18 protein-coding genes are annotated in these 21,982 nt (G+C 39.2%); 3 read left to right on the top strand and 15 right to left on the bottom strand.

The features are described 5' to 3' along the window. Positions 1 to 56: 56 nt before the first annotated feature. Genes MHH89_RS06210 through MHH89_RS06200 form a run of 3 tightly spaced genes read right to left on the bottom strand, consistent with a single transcriptional unit; the run spans position 57 to position 4,995 of the window. A complete protein-coding gene (locus MHH89_RS06210; protein ID WP_340950954.1) occupies positions 57 to 2,045 on the bottom strand; it encodes an alpha/beta hydrolase in 1,989 nt (662 codons plus the stop codon). A gap of 51 nt (positions 2,046 to 2,096) precedes the next feature. Beyond that, the gene (gene dhaK, locus MHH89_RS06205) at positions 2,097 to 3,857 is read right to left on the bottom strand and encodes a dihydroxyacetone kinase subunit DhaK (RefSeq protein WP_076278470.1); all 1,761 of its coding nucleotides are present in this window, start codon (positions 3,855 to 3,857) and stop codon (positions 2,097 to 2,099) included. A gap of 1 nt (position 3,858) precedes the next feature. Beyond that, on the bottom strand, positions 3,859 to 4,995 hold the full coding sequence (locus tag MHH89_RS06200) for a glycerol dehydrogenase (protein WP_076280637.1): 1,137 nt from the start codon (positions 4,993 to 4,995) through the stop codon (positions 3,859 to 3,861). A gap of 203 nt (positions 4,996 to 5,198) precedes the next feature. Between MHH89_RS06200 and MHH89_RS06195 the strand changes: the two genes are divergently transcribed. Beyond that, a complete protein-coding gene (locus MHH89_RS06195; RefSeq protein ID WP_341086605.1) occupies positions 5,199 to 6,257 on the top strand; it encodes a PocR ligand-binding domain-containing protein in 1,059 nt (352 codons plus the stop codon). A gap of 24 nt (positions 6,258 to 6,281) precedes the next feature. Here MHH89_RS06195 and MHH89_RS06190 read toward each other — a convergent pair whose 3' ends face one another. The 3 genes from MHH89_RS06190 to MHH89_RS06180 form a co-directional block, all read right to left on the bottom strand. Continuing rightward, the gene (locus MHH89_RS06190) at positions 6,282 to 7,208 is read right to left on the bottom strand and encodes a VanZ family protein (protein WP_076280638.1); all 927 of its coding nucleotides are present in this window, start codon (positions 7,206 to 7,208) and stop codon (positions 6,282 to 6,284) included. A gap of 158 nt (positions 7,209 to 7,366) precedes the next feature. Further along, positions 7,367 to 9,325: an RICIN domain-containing protein gene (locus tag MHH89_RS06185; protein ID WP_076280639.1), complete on the bottom strand. Its 1,959-nt coding sequence runs from the start codon at positions 9,323 to 9,325 to the stop codon at positions 7,367 to 7,369. A gap of 208 nt (positions 9,326 to 9,533) precedes the next feature. After that, a complete protein-coding gene (locus MHH89_RS06180; RefSeq protein WP_076276522.1) occupies positions 9,534 to 9,959 on the bottom strand; it encodes a MerR family transcriptional regulator in 426 nt (141 codons plus the stop codon). A gap of 169 nt (positions 9,960 to 10,128) precedes the next feature. Here MHH89_RS06180 and MHH89_RS06175 point away from each other — a divergent pair, with 169 nt between their 5' ends. Together MHH89_RS06175 and MHH89_RS06170 are read left to right on the top strand one after the other, a co-directional pair. Continuing rightward, on the top strand, positions 10,129 to 10,449 hold the full coding sequence (locus MHH89_RS06175; RefSeq protein ID WP_076276521.1) for a carboxymuconolactone decarboxylase family protein: 321 nt from the start codon (positions 10,129 to 10,131) through the stop codon (positions 10,447 to 10,449). Positions 10,450 to 10,467: 18 nt separating this feature from the next. Continuing rightward, positions 10,468 to 10,863: a cupin domain-containing protein gene (locus tag MHH89_RS06170; protein ID WP_076217591.1), complete on the top strand. Its 396-nt coding sequence runs from the start codon at positions 10,468 to 10,470 to the stop codon at positions 10,861 to 10,863. A 68-nt stretch (positions 10,864 to 10,931) separates the two neighbouring features. Here MHH89_RS06170 and MHH89_RS06165 read toward each other — a convergent pair whose 3' ends face one another. The 9 genes from MHH89_RS06165 to MHH89_RS06125 all read right to left on the bottom strand — a co-directional run bounded on the left by MHH89_RS06165 (position 10,932) and on the right by MHH89_RS06125 (position 21,871). Continuing rightward, a complete protein-coding gene (locus MHH89_RS06165) occupies positions 10,932 to 14,096 on the bottom strand; it encodes an ATP-binding cassette domain-containing protein (protein ID WP_076280640.1) in 3,165 nt (1,054 codons plus the stop codon). 103 nt (positions 14,097 to 14,199) lie between these two features. Continuing rightward, positions 14,200 to 14,616, bottom strand: a complete 417-nt coding sequence (locus MHH89_RS06160; protein WP_076125634.1) for an SRPBCC family protein — start codon at positions 14,614 to 14,616, stop codon at positions 14,200 to 14,202. A 2-nt stretch (positions 14,617 to 14,618) separates the two neighbouring features. Then, positions 14,619 to 14,939: an ArsR/SmtB family transcription factor gene (locus MHH89_RS06155; RefSeq protein ID WP_038571021.1), complete on the bottom strand. Its 321-nt coding sequence runs from the start codon at positions 14,937 to 14,939 to the stop codon at positions 14,619 to 14,621. Positions 14,940 to 15,155: 216 nt separating this feature from the next. Continuing rightward, complete coding sequence (locus MHH89_RS06150; protein ID WP_076278465.1) at positions 15,156 to 16,628, bottom strand: glycoside hydrolase family 1 protein; 1,473 nt, start codon at positions 16,626 to 16,628, stop codon at positions 15,156 to 15,158. Positions 16,629 to 16,670: 42 nt separating this feature from the next. After that, the gene (gene celB / locus MHH89_RS06145; protein ID WP_038571015.1) at positions 16,671 to 17,969 is read right to left on the bottom strand and encodes a PTS cellobiose transporter subunit IIC; all 1,299 of its coding nucleotides are present in this window, start codon (positions 17,967 to 17,969) and stop codon (positions 16,671 to 16,673) included. A 59-nt stretch (positions 17,970 to 18,028) separates the two neighbouring features. Beyond that, positions 18,029 to 18,352: a PTS lactose/cellobiose transporter subunit IIA gene (locus MHH89_RS06140; protein ID WP_051490993.1), complete on the bottom strand. Its 324-nt coding sequence runs from the start codon at positions 18,350 to 18,352 to the stop codon at positions 18,029 to 18,031. 23 nt (positions 18,353 to 18,375) lie between these two features. After that, on the bottom strand, positions 18,376 to 18,693 hold the full coding sequence (locus MHH89_RS06135; RefSeq protein ID WP_036677859.1) for a PTS sugar transporter subunit IIB: 318 nt from the start codon (positions 18,691 to 18,693) through the stop codon (positions 18,376 to 18,378). Positions 18,694 to 18,836: 143 nt separating this feature from the next. Beyond that, positions 18,837 to 20,759, bottom strand: a complete 1,923-nt coding sequence (locus tag MHH89_RS06130) for a BglG family transcription antiterminator (RefSeq protein WP_341086601.1) — start codon at positions 20,757 to 20,759, stop codon at positions 18,837 to 18,839. A gap of 221 nt (positions 20,760 to 20,980) precedes the next feature. Continuing rightward, on the bottom strand, positions 20,981 to 21,871 hold the full coding sequence (locus MHH89_RS06125) for a hypothetical protein (RefSeq protein ID WP_036677862.1): 891 nt from the start codon (positions 21,869 to 21,871) through the stop codon (positions 20,981 to 20,983). Between the last annotated feature and the right edge of the window lie 111 nt (positions 21,872 to 21,982).

Raw genomic sequence — 21,982 nt, 5'->3', positions numbered from 1 at the left:
CTAAACCTCTTACGCCGTAGGCATATTCTTCGTAGAAGAATAGATTAAAGCATCTCTCAAAATGTAAATGTATTGGCTGCGCCCATCATCACAATAATCATACAATTCACCATGGCTCCCAGCCATATTTTTCCTGTGCACTTAAAGAGGTAACGCGAAATATAAGCTGCAATAAAAAGCTGGAAAACGAGAGGGAAAAGGACTAGTATTCTGAGCCAATCTTGATTTTGCCAAAAAGTTACGCCTGTTGAAAATAACGTTCCGTATTGTACCCCAATGAGCACTAGAATTCCAAGCACACCGCCTGTCCCGCTAATGAGCAGATCCCTCCATTCTTTCTGCCCTTCAACTGGGGTGGTAGAGTTCACGGCAATTGACTGTGCAACATAAAATATAAAGAAGAAAAGCATATAACGTAAGCCAATTAATAATTGATTCGGAGTGAATACTTTAATTGCCAGTACCCATAAGCGGAAGTCTGTCTGAAAGAAATAATCTGCAAATGCAACCAAAGCATAGAATCCAGTGAATATACATACAGCAAGTGCAAAAGTCTTCAGCAGTTCTTTCAAATTTGTTTTTATTCCCCAGCTTTCAGAGTGCTCATTATAATTTTTTCCTGATAAACGAGTGGTTAACCAGAATAACAATAGACCCACAAGGCCGTTAAAGATTGCCCAGATTAAAATAAAGTTCATGGCGGTTTGTGGAAATAAACTACGAGGCTGAAGGATATTCTGTCCAGCTATAATACTCCAGCGACTGATCGGAAGGTATGATATTGCCGAAATTACCCAGCTCATTATCCAAGAACCCCAAAAAAGAAATTTGCTTTTTCTGGTCTTAGGATCCGGTAACTTGGCAGGAGTAGGTTGAATTAGACTATTGAAACAAGGAAGCTTGAGGAGCAATACCGCAAAGGGGACAATAAATAAAAAGGATCCTAACAAGCCGATAAAGTTAAAGATCTCTTTCCATAACCATAATTGGTTGCCGGAAGATAACGGATTATTGATTTGAAACGCTTTCGTAAAAAAGTCTGCTAAATAACCAGTGCTCGCCACCGAAAAGTGTTGCCAAGGGTGGATCTCCGCTGGATTGTACACGACGCGCAAGGTTTGATCAGCTGCATTACCGTAATATTTGCCGATTTCCACAGCGTTTATCTTTTGATTCTCCGGCATTACTGAATTTATAGCAGCTAGTGATTCTGGGGCATCGCCAGAAAGATCGGCATTCCCTCTCGCAAATCCGGAGCCGCCTTCATCATATTTGCCTACATTGATGCCTACATTGGCATGGATGTTTTGAAAAGTCTCATCGGTAGACTGTTCGACCTGAGAAACAATGAAAGCGGATGCAACTTTATTCAAAGCATCAGCCTTGGCTTGTTCACTTACCGTAATAACTGCGCCCTCTTCCGAAGAGGGATCTTTCGCCGCTTCGAGCTCCGCCAAATAAAGTTGGCCATAATACTGGAGTGTACTCCAGGTAATCATTCCACCCATAGAATGACCACTTATGCCGATTTTTGTAGAGTCTACATAATCAAGACTGGATGATGCATATTCCACTAGAGGAATCATACCATTATTCTCTGACATTATCGTTGGGAAAAATGGCATATCAGGAGAGCTCGAGCCTCCATGCCATAAGAAATCCATTGCAATCACAGCAATTCCCCGACGGGAAAGTTCGATTGCGGTACTATCCTGCATCTCTTTATTATTTAAAAAACCGTGACTAGTAATGACGAGTGGAACTTTATGCTCTGCATTTGCTGAGACAGGTCTGAACAGGTTTCCCTCTATCCAAGTACCATTATCGGACGGAATCTTAAACTTACTAATCTGGACCTTGCCGTAATCTGTTTGCAAGAAAGAAGCTCCCACACAGCTGATCAAAACCATGGATAAAGCGACACATAAAAATTTCAATGCTAATCTCGTAGACAGAAACTTTTTCATCTGGTCTCCCCCCCAAAAAAGTATCAAATGTGTAACACAAAATGGGCAAAAAAAATAACCTGAATCCGAAAAATTCATTAGTAGACCCCATGAGTAGATATCCCTCGGATTCAGGTTTATGTGTAGTTCTTATTTCATTGCTTTTGCCAGCTCTGTGAAAATAACCCCAAGCGCATGAGCACCCGCATCTGGATAACCGATGCTGCGTTCCCCCACTGTGCCGGCTCTTCCCATACGGGCAACGATTTCTATAGTATTTTTAGAACCTTGGACAGCTGCTTCCGCTGCTTTATTTGCCGCCACTTTGATATCGTCGCCTTGTTCTGCACTTTGGGTCCAGGCATCTGCAAACGGTACAAGCGCATCAATCAATGTCTTGTCTCCGACGACAGCCCCTCTGCCAAAAGATCTTTCACCCGTATCTTGAATCCCTTTGACAACAGCCTGCATCATATCAGCAAACTCCTGAATGGTCAGCTCTTCCTTCTGCTGAACATTTTTACTCGCTGCGCGGAACCCTGATCCCCAGATCGGTCCGGATGCTCCGCCGCAATATTCCATAATGACCATGGAGCAGGCGTCAAGGAACTCACCGATATTAGTGAGATGATGAGCTAAAATATCTTCCCACTCGACTTTCAGCTGTTTAAAGCCCTTAGCTACACTCATCCCGAAATCGCCGTCTCCAGCGTGGGAGTCAAGCTCACAGAACGGAACTTCATTCTCGATAATAACCTGGCTCATTTGATCGAGCAGATAGACGATATTTTGCAAAGTAAACCGATTGTTCTTAATCACCGCTGCAGCAGCATCCGTATTATTCTTAAAGGATACATTGCTGTCTGCTTTCTCTTCTTGGATTACTTCAGTATAGTTCACAGGCTCAAAAGGGCCTTTAATCGACAAGGCTGGTGTATCACAAGGCGCAGATAACCATTTCTTCAGTGTCTCATCCAGCTTCATTATCGTCACCGATGCACCTGCCATGTCAATGCTGGTCATGTAGTTACCAACAAACACTTTAAACACTTGCTTATTCTTAGCGGTTAATTCGCGGATGACAGAATTGTTCAGCAAATATAACTCTTGCAGCGGGGTGCCGCCAAAACCATTAATTAATACGGCTACTTCCTCCTGCTTCTGATCATTCATTTGGAAGTTGTCTAGCAAAGAGGTAACCATTCGCTGTGCTAATTCATCTGCGGGTACAATTTTCTCCCTGCGTATTCCAGGTTCTCCATGGATGCCAACCCCGTATTCCATCTCGTTCTCTTCAATATGAAATGTCGGAGTACCTTTGGCAGGCACGGTACAAGAGGTATAGGCGAAGCCTATGCTGCGCACATGATCAATTGCATGTTGCGCCGCTTCTTTCACTTCCGCTAAGGACAATCCAGCTTCTGCTGCTGCTCCGGCTACCTTATGAACAAGCACTGTTCCGGCTACGCCTCTTCTCCCTACTGTATAAAGGCTGTCTTCAACGGCAATATCGTCGTCTACTTTGACATAATCCACTTCGATACCGTCTTCAGTTGCTAGATGGGCCGCATTTTTAAAGTTCATGATGTCACCGCTATAATTCTTGATAATAAGCAGCGAACCTTTGGTGCTTGCTGTGCGGCGAATCGCTTGATAAACCTGAATTTGGGATGGAGAAGCAAACACATCACCGCATACAGCTGCATCCAGCATCCCGGTTCCTACAAACCCGGCATGAGCCGGCTCATGTCCGCTTCCGCCACCACTGATCAGGGTAACTTTACTTTGATTGATCTCTTTCTTAGAAATCACTTTGAATTTAGGATCGAAATCCAGCTCGGGATGCGCCAAGACAAGCCCGTTACACATTTCCCTAACCAGAGTCTCCGGCTTGTTTATTATTTTTTTCATCTTAAAGCTCCTTACTTGATTTATATTGACGGCCTAATTGATCGGCTGCCATAATTGCTGATGCAACCGCATCCTCCGTAATTGGGAACGGCATCGAATGGATAGATTCCTCAGCAATGCAAGCTTTTTTAGCAACCTCAAGCAGTTCCTCATAGGTTACATGCTCAACACCAATATCCGCTAAGCATACTGGGAGGCCAATCGAAAGACAGAAGTCCAACACTTCTTTTAATTCAGTCCGGTCTGCATTTTCAAGAACCAATTGAGCAATCGTGCTGAAGGCAACCTTTTCACCATGATAATAATGATGAGTTCCTTCCAAAGCAGTTAACCCATTATGAATCGCATGAATCGCTGCCAAACCACCACTTTCAAACCCAAGACCCGATAAAAGAATATTCGTCTCAATTATATTCTCCAAAGCTGGGGTTACGATATTCAGATCGCAAGCTTGCTTCGCCTTGAATCCATTCTCAAGCAATGTCTCATAGCAGAGCTTCGCAAGTCCCAACGCTGTTACTGTTCCTTTAGCTTCACCGCAAACCCCTTCACGAACTCCGCAAGGTAAACCTGCATTCACATTGGAGTAAGAATTTGCAGTAGCTCTTGCTTCAAAATAGGTTGAAAGTGCATCTCCCATACCTGCCACAAGAAATCTTGTAGGTGCATTGGCAATAACTGTTGTATCAATCATGACTACACTCGGGCTTTGCTTGAAATAAGCATAATCATCGAATTCACCTTCCGGAGTATAGAGCACCGCTGAGTGGCTTGTCGGAGCATCAGTTGCTGCTATCGTTGGAACGATAATCAGCGCTTCTCCTTCAGCTACACATTTTGCCGTATCAATCGCCTTACCTCCACCCAAGCCAATCGTACATGAACATTGATGTTCTTTGGCTAGCGCTTGTAATCTGGCGACTTCTTGTCTTGAGCATTCCCCGTGGAAGCCGCTTTCAACAAGAGTTATATTAAATTTCTGTTTAGTTGACTCCAGTTTGTCTTTCACACGTGTTACATCATCTGGATGGGCAATTAACAAAGCAGAATCACCAAATGTTTTTACGAAGTAACCTAAGTTCAATAATTCATTCTCACCTTGTACATATTTCGTCGGACTGATAAATGCTCTTCTCATTTTTCGTTCCTCCTCAGTTGTTTATAGTTATCATTATAGATTGCTCTAATTTAAGAAACATGAAACAATAAAAGCTTATTAAAGCGTTTTCTTATCGTATTTTTTTGTCATAATCGTGAAAAATCGAACTTTCATGTCATTGTGTTGAATTATTCTGTATAATGTTCATTAAGATTCTATAACTTACATAGGAGAATTTTGTGATGTCAAAATCCCGGTTCAATCTAGAAGAAATTATTGATTTGAAGAAATGGGAAAAGCTCCAGGATTCCTTATCTCTTGTAACCAAAATGGCTATTCTTACTGTTGATTACAAGGGTGTTCCCGTGACCAAGCACAGCTATTGCCAGCCATTCTGTCAAGGTGTGCGCCAGGACTCCCATCTCTCTCAATATTGTCAAAAATGTGATGCCCGCGCTGGGATTGAAGCGGTTCGCCAGAACAAACCGTTTATTTATTTATGTCATTTCAATATTATAGATATCGCGATTCCGATCATTATAGATAATCATTATCTAGGTGCAATTATGGCCGGACAGCTCAAGCTTCGTGAACCTGACGTGCCACAACTGGAGCAAATTGTCTCTCGCCCTCCGAATGTGGAGACGAACATGAAATTTAAAGCACTCAAAGAGGATTACCAGGCACTGCCTGTTTTATCCTACGATGAAGTAACAAAGTGTGTTGAGCTGCTGCTGCAGTTAAGTACCTATATCGTGGAGGAAGCCATTCAAAAGCATACTACTGTGGATTTGTACAAAAAGGTTCTGACCACCAATATAGAAGAACCCGCTTCTGCTGAAGCAATGGACGAGTCAGACCGTACGTATCGAAAAATCCAATCCATACAGCAGGAGTTATCCGGGGCCTTGATCGAGACCAAATTAAAGAATGGTGTACAAAAGTTCGTCTCAGTAAATTCTGTGCTTCAGCCTGCTTTTAATTACATTTATGCTCACAAAAATGAGAATTTCAGCCTCAAAGAGATGGCTAAGCTTTGTCATATCAGCCCCAGTTATTTCAGCCGTATTTTCACTAAAGAAACTGGAGAGAATTTCTCCATCTTCATTGCCAGACTCAAGATTGAATGGGCTAAGCAACTGCTGGAATCCACGGATTCCCCGATCAATCAAGTCAGTGATGATTTGGGCTTTTGCGACACGGGCTATTTCATTAAAACCTTCAAAAAATACGAGAACCTCACCCCGGCTGTATATCGGAATATGTATATGAGGCGATCAGCAAAAGAAACCCTCCGTTAATAAAATTAACGAAGGGTTAGTTTCTCATTCCCACCAATGCTTCATTTCACTAAATCCTACATCCCATAACTTCACATTCCCTTTAAGGATAAAGGTTATTTCTTTTACGGTAACTAATGCCGTATTGTTGAGTTCAGCTTGGGAACTATATTGTTCACTGGATTGAAGGATCATGTTACCATCAGCTATAATCATTAGTTCACTGCTAGAATTTTCATTTTGCGGGAATCCAAAGCTGAAATATAACCATACCTCTTTTTTATCACCCAAAGTATAGGTGTATTTTTTAATTTCTTCACCTTCACTGCTGTACAAATTCATTTTTGGTATTATATTTTCACCTGCGATAGTGAAACTGGGAAGATTATGCGTGATAGGCATGCTTCCCGTAAGCTTTTCCAACGTTTGTAATCCCTGCACAGGTCTTTCACTTTTCTTCAGAGTTAAATCAATGATCTCAGAGATTCCCATGATTCCAACCAATAGCACAACAACAGATAATGCCGAAGTAAAAAGTGATCTCCTGGTGATTTCCGGGGAAAATCCAATCTTATATGCACAAAATCCGATCATTGCCCCTAACGTATTGGAGATGACATCGGCTACATCAAAGGAACCCAAAAAAGTTAAAGCTTGAAGACTTTCCAGCATAAAAATTGTTAAGATAAACAAACAAATAAACTTCTTAAAATGTGTACGATACAGCAAAGGGAATAATACGCCAAAAGGAATAAAAGCAGCGATGTTCCCAAAGTCATAAACCCAAGAAAAGGATAGGTCAAAGAGATCAGGAAAAAGAAGCGGAACACTTTCTGGAATCAACATAAACGTATATTCATACTGGCTTGTTGCATGCTCTACTCTATTGAAAGCAAAAAACAAAAAATATAAGATCAACAGTGTATACAAAATAGTTCCTATAATAAGAATCTTTCGTAATTTCACTCCCATAATAACTTCACAATTCCCTCCATATGTCGATGGAAATAGTATATCTCTCCAAAGTGACATTCCCGTGACACTGAAGGTGACGATTTAGTCATTCAAAGCTTATATCGACAAAAAGTCATCCCCCTTAATTTAAGGTCGATGACTTTTGGTTACATAAATTATCTATTCGAGACTAGTTTCCAGTGCTGGCCAGCAGAACCTGTATTATTTGTTTGAATAATATTTGCTCCCTCTGTCGTCGAACCCTGATCTACTGCCAGAGCTTTTCCACTATTACGATTAATAATATTGTAAAAATCACCTGAGGACTCCAAAGTCCACTGCTGGTCATTCGATCCGTTATCATTCCATTGTACACTTTGAGCACCGTTAGCTAATGAACCTCCTAAAATGCCCAGGTTTTTACGACTATTAGTATTGACCAGCTTCGTATAGCCATCAGCTGTGCTGACTACAAACCAATTTTGGTCATGGGAAGAAATTCCGCTGGTCCACTGAACCGCCTTCCCTCCATCCGCCATCGAACCTTGATAGATACCCAACACTTTACCACTGTTCTCATTAACTAATCGATAACTGTCCACCATAATATGTCCTTCATCTGGAACTAACTCCCACAGCTGATCAGTGCTGCCTGCATCAGTCTGCTGTATAACTTGGGTACCCTCTTCAGTAGAACCCTGCGCTATACCTAACGTCTGACCACTGTTACGGTTAACAATCTTGTAGTAGTTACCAGAGGCTTGTAAAGTCCACTGCTGGTCATCGGAATGGTTTTCAGTCCATAATACGGCTTTAGCTCCTTCTGTTGTTGATCCTTCTAATATTCCGGCGACCTTTCCACTCTTTGCATTCACAATGGATTTGTAACCGTTAGGAGCATAACCACTTTCCGCTGTGGAAATGAGCCAATATTGATCCAAAGAATTAGTCCCGCTGCTCCATTGGACGAGCGGATTGCCATTCGCAGTTCCACCTTCCAATACACCTAAAGCCTTCCCACTCTTCACATTAATTAATTTGTAGTAACCTACGGACATATCGCCATATTTCACCGTGTTTTTCCCACTAAAAAATCCGGCTTGAGGGATAAATAAGCGGCCATTGCTAAGCGGCAGTAGTTGGCGGTTATACCCTGCATCTACGGGCGGATTATATGGAACCCAGCTTCCGGATGCATCCACTCTAGAAGAGTTGATCAGCACTTCTTTTTTTCCTGCAACGTTTAATACGAGTCTCCCATCTCCCAAAGCAGAAATATAGGGACTTCCTCCGTACCCTACAAGAGATCCTACTTCAGTTAGATTCCAGCTCTCAGGATCTGCTGAAATTTTCAAATAATTGGGCACGCCCGGGTATCCGACCATCTCATAGGTCATTGCGTAATTACCATTGCCCAGCTTAGCGATTGTAGGCATTCCTGGACGTAATTTACTGTCTGCAAATGCCACATCAACTACCACAGGTCCCCAGTTCGTACCCTCCAACGTAGTCTGATGAACTAACTTCTGGGCATGGGCAGGATCACGTTCATCTGAATAATAAACAATGAGTTTGTTGTTGTGAACCAAAAAGAAAGGCTCCCAAATGGGATCGTAACCAATATCGTTTCGTCCACCTTCAGCAATGGTGCTTACATATGTCCATATTCTACCTAAATCATTGCTTTTATATAATTCCAACTTGGTAGCTGCTTTGTTGCTTGGCACAGAATTTCCTGCAAGAAGCATAGTACCTGCAGGCATGTTACCTATAGATTGGGGGAGTTCAAACAATTCAGGGCAATTTAACATTCCCCAACCGTTTTGAGTATCCTCCACTTCTCCAACCTGATTCCAAGTGACACCATTGTCAACGCTTTCATAAATAGGGAAAACAGGGGTGGTATTAGAGGTTTGTTCAAATGTAGCATACATTTTATTATTGTTGATGCCACTATATTTAAGCTGGATTGCCCTAGGTGATAAAGCCCCATAGGATGGTGAATCTGCTGGTGGTACATATAAGACATTAGGACCGAAAGCGTTTACAATATTGCCGTCAAAGCTAATCCCTGTGCCAACCACTGTCACTAAAACCAACAAAAAAGACAAAACCTTCCTCAGTTCTCTTCTCAAAAGTAATTTCTCCTTTACTCTGGTTTTTTTAAACGAATACAGCTTCAATATAATTAATAAACGGATAAATGAGAATGTAATATCTCGACCGGATCATGCAATATGATTACACAAATAGACTCTCATCTTCGATTTCAAGTTTTGAAATTAGAAGAGGCAGATGAACAACCTTTGATAATCAAAAGTTGTTCATCTGCCTCTTAACTTGTTAGGAATCTACTTTTTCTTCTTGATGTGGTATCTTTTCATTGTGATAAAGGACGAATTCGTATTTATTCCCCGTTAGTTGATCATTATAAAATACAATTTTACGGTTCAGTATATCCAAGTTTTGTTGCAATGCCTTAATTTCTTGTTCCACTTGTTGCTTACGCTGTTCAAGTAAATTTTTCCGTTCAGGAATTGTCTCGTCCCCCATAGCCCGCCACTCGGTATATTGCTTCAATTCTGCCATCGTCATTCCTGAATCTTTTAAATGAAGCAAAAATTGAACCCAACCTATATCCTGATCTGTATATTCACGTAAATTATTGTCACTTCGATGTGGAGTAAGTAAGCCTTCCAATTCATAATATCTGAGTGTGCTCTTGTTAACACCGACGATTTCTGCAAATTCTCCAATGGAATAAGGCATGATCCCCACCTCCATTTCTAATTTTGTTTCTATTCAAAGGATATACTTAAATTAATAAAAAACCAAATGTCGGAGTATGAATCCATTTTTATGGCTTGCCTTAAAGTGTACTTTAAGGTCTATACTTCATTTTGAAGCAGTTAATAATCGATGAAAGGGATGTTCTTATATGGCTGAAAAACAAACAGCAGGACGAGACTTGTTAGGAGAATTCGCTCCGAAATTTGCTGAACTGAACGATGATATCTTATTCGGTGAAGTGTGGTCAAGAGAGAAAGAATTATCTGCACGTGACCGCAGCATGATTACAGTTTCAGCATTAATATCAGGAGGAAACTTTGAACAATTAACTCCACATCTGCATAAAGCAAAGGCAAACGGAGTCACAAAAGATGAAGTAGCGGAAATCATCACGCACCTTTCGTTTTATGTAGGGTGGCCTAAAGCATGGTCGGCATTTAATATTGCTAAAGAAATTTATAAAAATTAAACGAAAGAGGTTTTTATTATGGCTAATGAGCAACTAAGCAACAGTACTATCTTTCCACTCGGACAAAAGGTTGAAGCTAATTTTATAGGTGATGCATACTTGCAGATGATTTATACTGATGCGACACCTTTGAATGCGCCTATTGGGAACGTAACCTTTGCCCCGGGAGCTCGCAATAACTGGCACTTCCATAAAATCGGACAAGTATTATTAGTTACCGGTGGTGAGGGTTGGTATCAAGAAGAAGGCAAACCCGCTCAATTCCTCCAAAGCGGGGATGTTGTGAATATTCCAGCGAACGTAAAACATTGGCATGGTGCTACAAAAGACAGTTGGTTTGTCCACTTAGCCATTTCACCCGGAGAAACAGAATGGTTAGAACCTGTTGATGGTGAGCTTTATAATCAATTATAAAAAAACGCATCGAGTCTATAGACTCGATGCGTTTCTTTTCTATATCGTCTTTTTAAGAAAACTAAACTTTATTGCTCAAGAAATTGGTAAACTGCCATCATCTCTTGTTTATTCAACTCACGAATACGATTGAAAATTGGAATATCAGCAACAGCTTCAATATTTAAGCTTTCAGAAATAACGTCACTTACTTTACCCGTTAGCCAAGTTTGAACATCTATACCTTCAACGACTTCCTTACGTCCTTCATCATTGATTCCACTCGCATAACAACTCACACAGGGAATAGTTAATTTATATACACCATCATGAAGTCCATCTTCCGAGATAACTTTTTTTCCTTTACAGAATGGACAGGGATGGCTTGCTTTAACCTTATTAATTAAGGTGACGATTTTTTTGTAACCAAACGCTTCATAGACATAAGTCAGCTTTTTATATTTTCCATTAGTGAAATACTTATCTATGATATTTTCTCTTGTTTCGTGGATATTGGCAAAATCACAGATCGTAATCCGGTTTTTCATGCTGATGGTTTCGATACTGCCGCTAATGCTGTCCCAGAATGGCAGGGCATTTTGTAACACCATTTCATATTGCGCAAAACTTCCTAACTCTAGTTCAAGCATTTTTAGAGCGACTTGTGTTTCCCTAGGTAATAGAGAGACCTCTTCTGTCAAAACCATATCGCCGCCCACGATGGCTTTCATTTTTTCTAGTACCTGTAATTCGCCAACAGTACTAATAACTTGATCAAGGGGCATCCCAATAATCTCACGAATATCAGTGTCGCCGTATTTAAGCTTTTTATGATGATTTAATACCGTTCCTTGACAAATTGGACAGGTAATCATTTTTTTGGATGCTTTAATATGCTCTTTAATAATCGATTTCGAGATAACCATATAGTTCCCGATAATGGTATTAAAGCCATCCCAAGTTCTCGAGGCTTTAGCTGCTTTATCATAGAAGGACTTTTCCCAATACCCGTATAAAAAGGTGTGTTTTTCAGCTTCTGTCATCTCATTATAACTTTTGCTAATATCCTGTCCGAGCTCATTCTTTAACTCATCAAAGATGAATTTTATTTTTGGTAATTGATAGAATTTCAGAATCTCCATCGCATCTGGATGTAATGAACCGTCCCAAAAGGGTACGTTCTTGTCCTGAAGAACAATATCAAAGTCAAATTCTTCAATCACACGGCGGCCCTTACAGCTTGGACAATGATTGTCTGATTGATAGAAATCAAAGCTTTTTGTATCTTTATTAGTGGGATGCGCTGCCACAATATGGTTGATCAAGCCACCCATTTCATAAAGGAAAGTAAACTGACTATACAAGTGTCGTTCCAGATCAATGGCGATGACAGGCGCAATCGTATCCGATTCATATTCACCATAAATCAGGCGAGCCATGGAGGATAAGCTTTTTAAGATGCCACCTTTATAGATGTTCTCTGCATTTTTAAAATAGGGGATCTGACTTTCTTTTAAATAGTCAATTCCATTTTGTAGCTGGAGTGTTGAAGAAATGTGCGCAGGTGCCAAACTATCAGCAGGATTTTGTTGACGATAATAATCATCATGACTGAGAACATCAAGATGCTCCACAGGTGCAAGCTGTCTTTTGCCAAAATCAACGATAAAATCAGAGTTCTCTAACATATAAGAATTATGTTCAATCATGATTATGGAGACAGATTCATCCTGCAGAATGTCCCTAATGCTGTCAATGAATTGATTTAAAATATTTTGTGATAAACCTTTGGAAGGCTCGTCAAAAATAAAAAGTGTATGTGGATTTCTTGAGCCCGCAAACAGCTCAGAAACTAAATGGACACATTGAAATTCACCCGTGGATAAGGACTGTGTTTTTCGCTCCAACGTCAAATAACCAAGTCCAAGCTTGATCAATAAGCTTAGTCTTTTATGAGCAATGTCCTCATTTGGCAGTTCAACAATAATATCTTCAATCGAGCGCTCAAAAATATCATCAATATCCTCACTGTACTTTGTGAGTTTCCTTTTAATATCAAGAAAAGTGGCAACGGTCGAGCGACTGGTAATCGACTGATTTCGATCTTGCCCTACGATCACCAGCTTATCTTTGGAATAACGCTTTAGAAAATCTTTGACCATACATTCATTAACCAGTGTAGATTTACCACATCCGGACTCACCTGTAAAAGTTACCAGTCTATTTTGAGGAATCTGAATTTGGGCCATTTGAATATTACGACAATAAAGATCATGAAATTGATAATATTCTGCAGGTGCTGCCTGATTTAGTTCTCTATTGATGGGCTCAGGACGTGGTGATTCTTCAACAATTTTCCCGCCATATTTGCCACTGCCAGGTCCAAAGAACAAGTGTTTATCCGCTGTGTCCAGCACGGTGTCAGAATGGTCAATGAGCCAAATTTGATTTTTATATCCCAACTGTTTAATCTCCGCTAAAATCTTCAATAGGGTTTGGTGATCGAGACCCACGGAGATTTCATCAATGATAATCACGGTATTTTCACTTGTTGCCATGAATTCTGCCAAGTAAAGTCGTGTTAATTCTCCGCCTGATAATGTACCCATAATACGATTTAATGTTAAATAACCAATATTCATATTGATTATATTTTTCAGAATTTGTTGTTTACCTTCACTTATTTTTAGAATATCTGCCTGTGATAAAATGGTCTCTATACTTAAGTCGTTTAGATCAGAAATACTCTTTGCTTGATCCAATAATTCAATTTTATATTGTTCAGCTGCTTGATTATAGCGTTTCCCCTGACACTTTTTACACTCGACATTTTTTGTAGTTCCACGACCCTTACAATCAGGACACCAACCCAATTCATTATTAAATGAAAAAACCTCTGGAGAGAGATTATATTGCTCAGCAAGAGTGACACGGATTTCAGTAAACACACCTGTATGTGTTCCAATGGTTGACCGAGGATTTGAAGATATGGATGATCTACCAAGAAAAAGAACAAGTGGCATTGCTTCCATTTTGATCGCACTGAAATTAGTCTCCATAATATTGGGGAATAAATACTGGTATTCAGCTTTTGGCAGTAAGGAAACGAGACGTTTTTTTGATTCTTCCCCAATCGTTTGACAAAAAGTTGTTTTACCAGATCCAGACAAACCAGCAATTCCTAACGACTCATCAACTGGCAGTACCGTTTCTAATCTGTTAATATTGTTCGCAATTAATTGATTTATTTTCATAGTAAGCTCATCTCATCTCCATTCTCTTCATCTAGTATTGCCATGATTTATTCCATTAAAAAGGGCACTTTCCTTGTTCCAGAAAAGCGCCCTATTCTTGAAATTATAATTCTGCTAATACCTTTTCGAGCTGACCACCCATATTTGTCCAAGCATATTTAGCACCTTCGATGGCTCCTTGGCGGGCTTTCGTCTCTTCACTAAATCCTGATTGATCTAAATGGAGATTAACCTTCCCCTCTGAATCTTGACTCAAAGTCCAAGTAACAGTTGTACTTTCTCCCGCACTATTCCAAGTATAAGATAACGTATGCGGCTCATCCACGACGAGTACTTCGCTATCTACAATTCCATCCCACCATTCATTTGGCTCAGCACGGAATTGAAATTTATGACCAACGACGGGTTTAAAATCATTACTCCAGATCCATTTCGCAAGCGTATCCGAATCCGTTAAAGCATTCCATACCTTCTCGATCGAACTTGTAAATTGAAAATCTAATGATACATCTGGTTTCATAGTTATTCCTCCAATATAAGTTTTAATTTATCAATTCTTTGTTTCCAGAATCCTTCATAAAAAGATACCCAATCTTGAATTTCTTTCAATGGATTGGCATTCAACCGATACCTCGTCTCTCTGCCAACCTTTCGAGCAATTACGAGACCAGCATCTTTAAGTATATTTAAATGCTTCGAAACGGCTGTACGACCCATTTCAAAATGAATCGTTATCTCATACAGAGGTAATTCATCAACATCAGCCAGAATTTGAAGAAGTTTTCGTCTTGTTGGATCCGCAACAGCGTCATAAACATCTCTCACTTGACTATTGTCGCTCACAACCACCCCCACCTTTTCCGTAATATTTCCTGTAATGTCACCTAGTATCCATCATTATTAATTAATAGGACACCATTTGGTGTCTAATTGATTATAAGACACCAAATGGTCACATGTCAACAATTCAGTAAAAAAAGCATTACCAAAAGCGAGTCCAGCATAGGACTGCTTTTGATAATGCCTCCAGATAAATCATTTCGTTGTACGATTTAATAATTAATCTAATTGTTCTCCATTAGTAGCGATAACATTTTTGTACCAATAAAATGATTTTTTCTTTATACGACGTTTTGTACCTCTGCCCATATCATCTTGGTCCACATAAATGTAACCATAACGTTTGGACATTTGATTTGTTCCTGCACTCACCATATCTATGCAACCCCAGCTTGTGTAGCCCATTACATCTACACCATCTGCAATGGCTTCTTTTATTTGCTTAATATGTTCTTTTAAATAATCAATTCGGTAATCATCCTCTATAACATCGCCTTCTTGTAATACGTCTAAGGCACCTAGGCCATTCTCTGCAACAAGTACCGGCTTTTGATAGAGGTCATACAATTGGTTTATTGCAGTTCGTAAACCCTTAGGATCAATCTGCCAACCCCAATCACTCGATGGTAAATAAGGATTTTTCACTCCGCCTGTAAGCAAATTCCCTTCTGCGCCTTCTATCTTTTCTGGATGTGCACTGACTGCACCAGACATATAGTAGCTAAAGGATACATAATCCACTGGATAGTCTTTCATGATTTGTTCATCCTCGGGCTCTGTTTTCAAAACTATATTTTTTTCTGCAAACATTCGAGCGGTATAAGCCGGATAGTAACCTCTCGCTTGAACATCAGTAAAGAATAAAGAGGTACGTTGTTTATCAACTGTGGCTTGAACGTCGTCAGGATCACAGCTATAAGGAACAAGAAGTTGATAACTAACCATACATCCAACCATTGCTTGAGGATTACTTTCTTTACACGCTTTGGTTGCAAGTGCACTTGCGACAAATTGATGATGCGCTCCTTGAAACATTGCTTGTTCAATATTCGGGTGATTTTCTTCGATAACCCCTAAACTTACATATTGGTGGTGTACTACACAGTTAATTTCATTAAAAGTCATCCAATATTTCACTTTATGCTTGTATCTTTCAGCTACAGTGGTTGCATAGCGAACAAAGAAATCTATAACTTTCCGGTTCACCCAACCTCCATACTTAGTTGTTAGATGAAGTGGCATTTCATAATGGGATAAAGTAACAATAGGCTCAATTCCATATTTGTTCAATTCATCAAACACACGATCATAAAATGCAAGACCTTCTTCATTAGGGATTAATTCATCCCCATTTGGAAAAATACGAGTCCAAGCAATGGACATACGGAAGGCTTTAAAACCCATTTCGGCCAATAAAGCAATATCTTCTTTATAGTGGTGATAAAAATCCACCCCATGTCTTTTGGGATAATACTTTTCACTTGCGGGATCTTGTGCTTCTTCTATTTGTTTATGAGTCATGAGGTGCCACTGGTCAGACCAGTTTTTTTTAGGGGTGTTTTCGTCAAAAATATATACATCTGCTAGAGAAAGCCCTTTACCGCCAACATTACTTGCTCCTTCTAGTTGATTGGCAGCTGCTGCTCCTCCCCATAAAAAGTTTTCTGGAAATGTCGTTTTCAATTCAAACATGTGTAAACCCTCCTTGTTGTTAAATAAAACATATGCTACGGATTAAACCTGTTGGATAAGGGCATCTTGTTCTTCTTTATATTTTTGATTATCCATTATTCTAAAGAACGGATAGTAAATAATAAACGCTACTGCAAACAGTACAATTTGTAAGATCATTCCCGAGATACTACCTGTCATCAAATATCCGCCGATAATTAATGGCATTGTTCCCGGTGGCAGTACACCTATTGGCAACGCTACTAATCCAAAATCCATGGAGAGATAGGTTATCAAAACAGTAACAATCGGTGTTATAAGAAATGGGATTAACATCATTGGGTTTAATACGATAGGCATCCCAAAGATTAACGGCTCATTGATATTAAATAGTCCTGGTCCAATCGTCAGTCGACCCATTTGTTTCAGCTGTTTGCTCTTCGCAAAGAATAACATAGCAATCGTTAGTCCTAGAGTTGCACCAGATCCACCGATAAAGATAAGATATCTGAATTCTGCTGTAACAATATTATGGACGGGTGAACCCGCTGCGTAGGCTGCAGCATTTTCTGAGGTCAATTGCAACCAGATAGGCAACATGACAGAACCTACAATGGTGGAACCATGTAATCCGATTGCCCATAATAAGTTGATTAACAAGAACACAACAATTGTTCCCGCTAAGCTTGTTCCAACAGTGGTTAATGGTTGTTGAAGAAGCTTGGCAACAATGGTATGCACGTTATCAAAACCAGTAAAGTTCTCAACAAGTAGGCGAACTCCCCAGACACTCACGATAACAAAGAAACCAGGAATAATCGCTGTAAAGGATTTAGCAACTGTTGGCGGCACACCATCCGGCATTTTAATAACTATATTTTTTTGTACGATTCTGCGATATATTTCTGTTGCGAAGATTGCGGTTAACAATCCTACAAATAAACCTTGACTCGAAAAATAATTCACGTTCATTGCTTTTGTGACAACATCATCTACTGTGAAAGAAGTTGATGGAGTGACTACAAAATATGAACATAATGCCACAGCCCCTGAAGAAAGCGGATCCACTTTATAGCTCTCTGCTAGTCTATATCCCACGGCAAATGTTGCAACTAATGCGACAAGGTTAAATGTACCATTGTACGGATATAGTAAAGCTGTTTTGATATTTGGATGGGCGACCAAGAAATCTAAATAGGCTGGAATTGGCAGGTTTGCTAAGATTAAAAAAATGGAACCGATAATAATAAACGGGATAGTTAAAACCATTGCATCGCGAAGCGCTTGTAAATGCCGCTGACCAGAGATTTTACCTGCAACTGGCATTACCTTATCTTCTAAAAATTTCGTTATTTTATCCATAGTTTCTTGCACGCTCCCGAAGAAGTATTTTCTTATTGCGATGCCACTTCTTTTTGATCCTATTTTGAAAGCTTATAAAGTTCAATGATTTCCGTAACAAGTAAAGAAATGGTCTCTACACTCATTAGTTGGTCTTCAGCATGCATAAGGATCAGTGAGAATTGAAGCTGTTCGCCATTTGCTTCTCTTTTGATTAATGATTTATGCATTTTATGACCTTCTCTAAAAAATTGCTTTGATTCTTCTAATTTTTCTTGTGCCTCTTTAAATTCTCCCTCTTTGGCTGCGTAAAGCGCCTCCATTACTAAGCTTTTAGCTGCGCCTACATTACTGATAATGTTAAAAGCCACAGTATAGTATTCCTCTTTCACTTCATCTACCATTTCTCTCTACTCCTCTCTTATCTCTATTTACTTTCAATTAATTGCAAGGCTTGTTCAAGTACTTTTTCACCGTTCATCATTCCGTAATTCAACATATCAATAGCTTCTATAGGAATGTTTTTATCTGCTAATCTTGTTTCTAATTGCTTTTTCATATATTTCACCTGAGGTCCTAACAATAAGACATCAACCTTTTTCTCTTGCAAAGTAATATCAATTTCAGATGCTGATTTAGCAAAAACATCGACATCCAACCCTTTTTCTTCAACAACCTTCTGCATTTTTGTTACTAAAAGGCTTGTACTCATTCCTGCTGAACACACTAACATAATTGTATTCATATTGACTTCCCCCTAAAATTATCATTTATTGAACACCTTTAGTGTAAACTTAAATCGCTTTCTTTTTAAGCTAACCTTTTTCCAAATCAACAGGAAACGGTTACATTGCAAATAGTAAGGCAGTACCTAATTTCTCACTCACTCTAGTTTAGTAATTGTATAATTTCTTCCACAGAGTCCTTAGCAAGGATCTGCACAACAATCTCTTTATCCTCTATCAATGATCCTAGCTTTTTATACATTTTATCTAGGTCGACATTGTTTCCTTCTTTAATGTTTAATAAACAAATTAATTGCACCATTTGCTTATCATTCCATCGAATAGGACGTTTTAACGTACAGATTGTCCAAAAGGTTTCCGAGGTAACAGGAAGTGAAGGATGTGGAACAGCGACAAGATTTCCAAAACTAGTGGGTGCATAGGACTCTCTTTCAACTACTAAGGATTCATAATGCTCTGGTACAAGTCCTTGTTTTGTTAGCTCATTGCTTAAAAAATGAATCACACTTTCCTTTGTGGTAAATTCTTTTTTCACGAATACTCTAGATGCGTCAAGGTAAGAATGAGTTTCTGCCACCTGTTCTGAAGACAGTAAGACGTCCTTGATTCTTTTGAGGTCTTTAGCTTCTAGAAAGGTATTTACAACATAGACGGGAATACCTATATCTTCATTGATCGGAACTGTACTGATAATAAAATCAATCGAGGATAGGTCCGTTTCTGCTAATTTGTAAAAACTAATTGTGTCTACAATCTGCAATAGATTCTCAAATGAATTGATCAATCGGTAATAAAGTAATTTGGCACTTCCAACACCAGACGCACATACAAGAATAACTCGTTTTATTTTTTTGTTTTTATTTTTCATTCTTTCTAAAGCAACCCCAATGTGCAAAGCAATGTAAGCAACTTCATGTTCTCCAACTTCTAAATCCAAATAGTAATTAATACATTTACTCGCAATAAGTGCTCCTTCGAATGCGGCTGGAAAACTCGTCTTAATATCATTTAACAGAGGATTTCTAAAATTCATGTTGTATCTTAATCTATTCATCGCAGGCCTAATGTGAAGGGTCAGGGCTTGAATAAATTCATGGTCATGGCCAAAATCCCAATTCAACTCAGTTTGTAAACTTTTCAAAATACAGCTGACAATGGAGTCCACTTCATCGAACTTACTGTACTCCGTTAGATTTTCTTTCGGCAGCAATTTTGTTCCAACCAAATGGATGATAATATAATTAATCTCTGAATCGGAAAAGAGCAGATCCGTGAAATCTTCTATGTCTTTAACAATTTCATGGGCAACAATTTTTTCAAAAGGATACTCTTCCATAAGATTTACCGACGGTTGTTCGATTAAAAATCCCTCTTCGATACGTTTACAAGCTATTATTAAGTGAATAGCGAGGTTTTCCAAGGAAATATCTGAAATCTCAATTTTGTATTTATTTACTTTGCCGATGATTATTTCTTTGATTTTCGTGTATACCTCTTTGTCAAACAAAGTAAAGTTATCGAAAGTTGGATCGGAGTTTTCTTCTCTTTTGTATAAAAAATTAGACAAACATATTCGTTTCTTAAATTCATCGCCCTCTATAAACAGGCCATAATGAGGCCGATTAACTAAATTCAGGTTGTATTTTTCCAGTATCTTACGCACTTCTTTTAGATCGTTTTGGATTGTCGATTTAGATACAAACATCTCATCTTCAATAGTGGCTAACTTGATATACTTATTTTCTAATAAAAACCGACTCAACAAATAAAGAACCCTATTATCTTGTTCAGAAAAGTCTACTGTAGAAGGATTGATTTTATCATTAGTTAACTCATTTAATTTTTGGGAAAATATATCTTTATCGAAGACTCTTACAACGAAGCCCTTCCCACGAATTAACTCTATTTTTAGTCCTACTATGGCGGATATATTTTGTAACTCTTTCAAATCATTACGGATCGTTCGATCGCTAACATTCAGTTCCTTAGAAATCCATGCAGCTGTGACAGGTTGATTAGAATTAATTAAGTATAAAAGTATTTCTTTTTGCCGTTTTGAAAACAATTGTATCCCTCTTTCTTATCCAGAGTATGAATATGAGCTAATATTAACTGAAGCATACATTTACATACATTTGCTCATTTTTTTATATCGGTTACAATATCACTTCCTAAGAAAATTTGATAGTGTTCTTACAGTAACATACGAAACAGGCGTCCTCATTTAAGAAGACACCTGTTTAAATTCCAGCTTCGTTTGACGAGTCATGACAAGAAATTTGCGGGTTAACTCAACTTCTGCTGCAGTATAATTGCTAGCTCTTCCGCTGAATCCCACACAATAGGACGAATATCCTTAAGCTGTACAAAAAGTTTATCCGCCTCAATACTGTTTACGGTCCATAATACGGGTATGTTTAAACCAAGTGCATATCCCGCTGAAAAATACACCTCTGGGGATTGCCCCGTTAAATCTGCGATAATCAGTTTGCTTTCTGCGATTTGATCCAACTCGTATTTTTCGCCGTTTTGAGTTTTCGTATGTGTTAATAAGCGCGGCAGGAAACCACACTGCTCTATTTTGGGCAATAACTTCTCCAACCATGTTGTAGACAAATTTTCTTCATCCGACACGAGCACGAGACAAGGTTTTAGTTTTTTACCTCCAGCGCTTTCCGCAGCTTCATTCCAGCCGGTTTCAGTAAGCTTAAAGGTCATGCCTTCCCTGATCAGAAGCTGATCACTTATCAACTTGTCTATGATGTATACCAGCTCTTGCAGATTGGGAGAATACGTCAAGTTATAGCTGCTAGAGAGGGGTTGAATGACAACCGCTTCCCCCGGGCCTTCAGAATGTCTATATAAATATTGCAGTAGACGGTTTCCTTTATCTTCAATGCTGACAGGTATTTTTGGTGAATTTACAATGGACTCTAAATCATCAGCAGATATAGTGATCTTTTCATCACAATCAGTCAGCTCACGTATGTAAGCAGATACTACATGAAGCATGTCGCGTTTCTTTTGATGCGGGAGCGAATTAATGGGTTCGTAGCTGTCTCTACGTAGACTATAAAACCCGCCTGGTGAACAAGAACAGCCTATATATCTATCGTTATCGCCTTCTGGTTCAATGGAAACAATCTCATCACAGAACAAACAGTGTTTCTTAATCATGACAACTCTTCACCTCTTATTAAGTGTTAGCCTCTACCTTACCAAGATTTTTTTGAAAAGTAGACAAGAAGATATTTCCTGTAGCAGGTTATCCCAAGGCGTAAACGTAAT

Source organism: Paenibacillus sp. FSL H7-0323, assembly GCF_038002725.1.
GTDB lineage: Bacteria > Bacillota > Bacilli > Paenibacillales > Paenibacillaceae > Paenibacillus_AQ > Paenibacillus_AQ odorifer.
The sequence above is the reverse complement of the archived record's forward strand: the minus strand, read 5'-3'. Positions and strand labels throughout refer to the sequence as shown.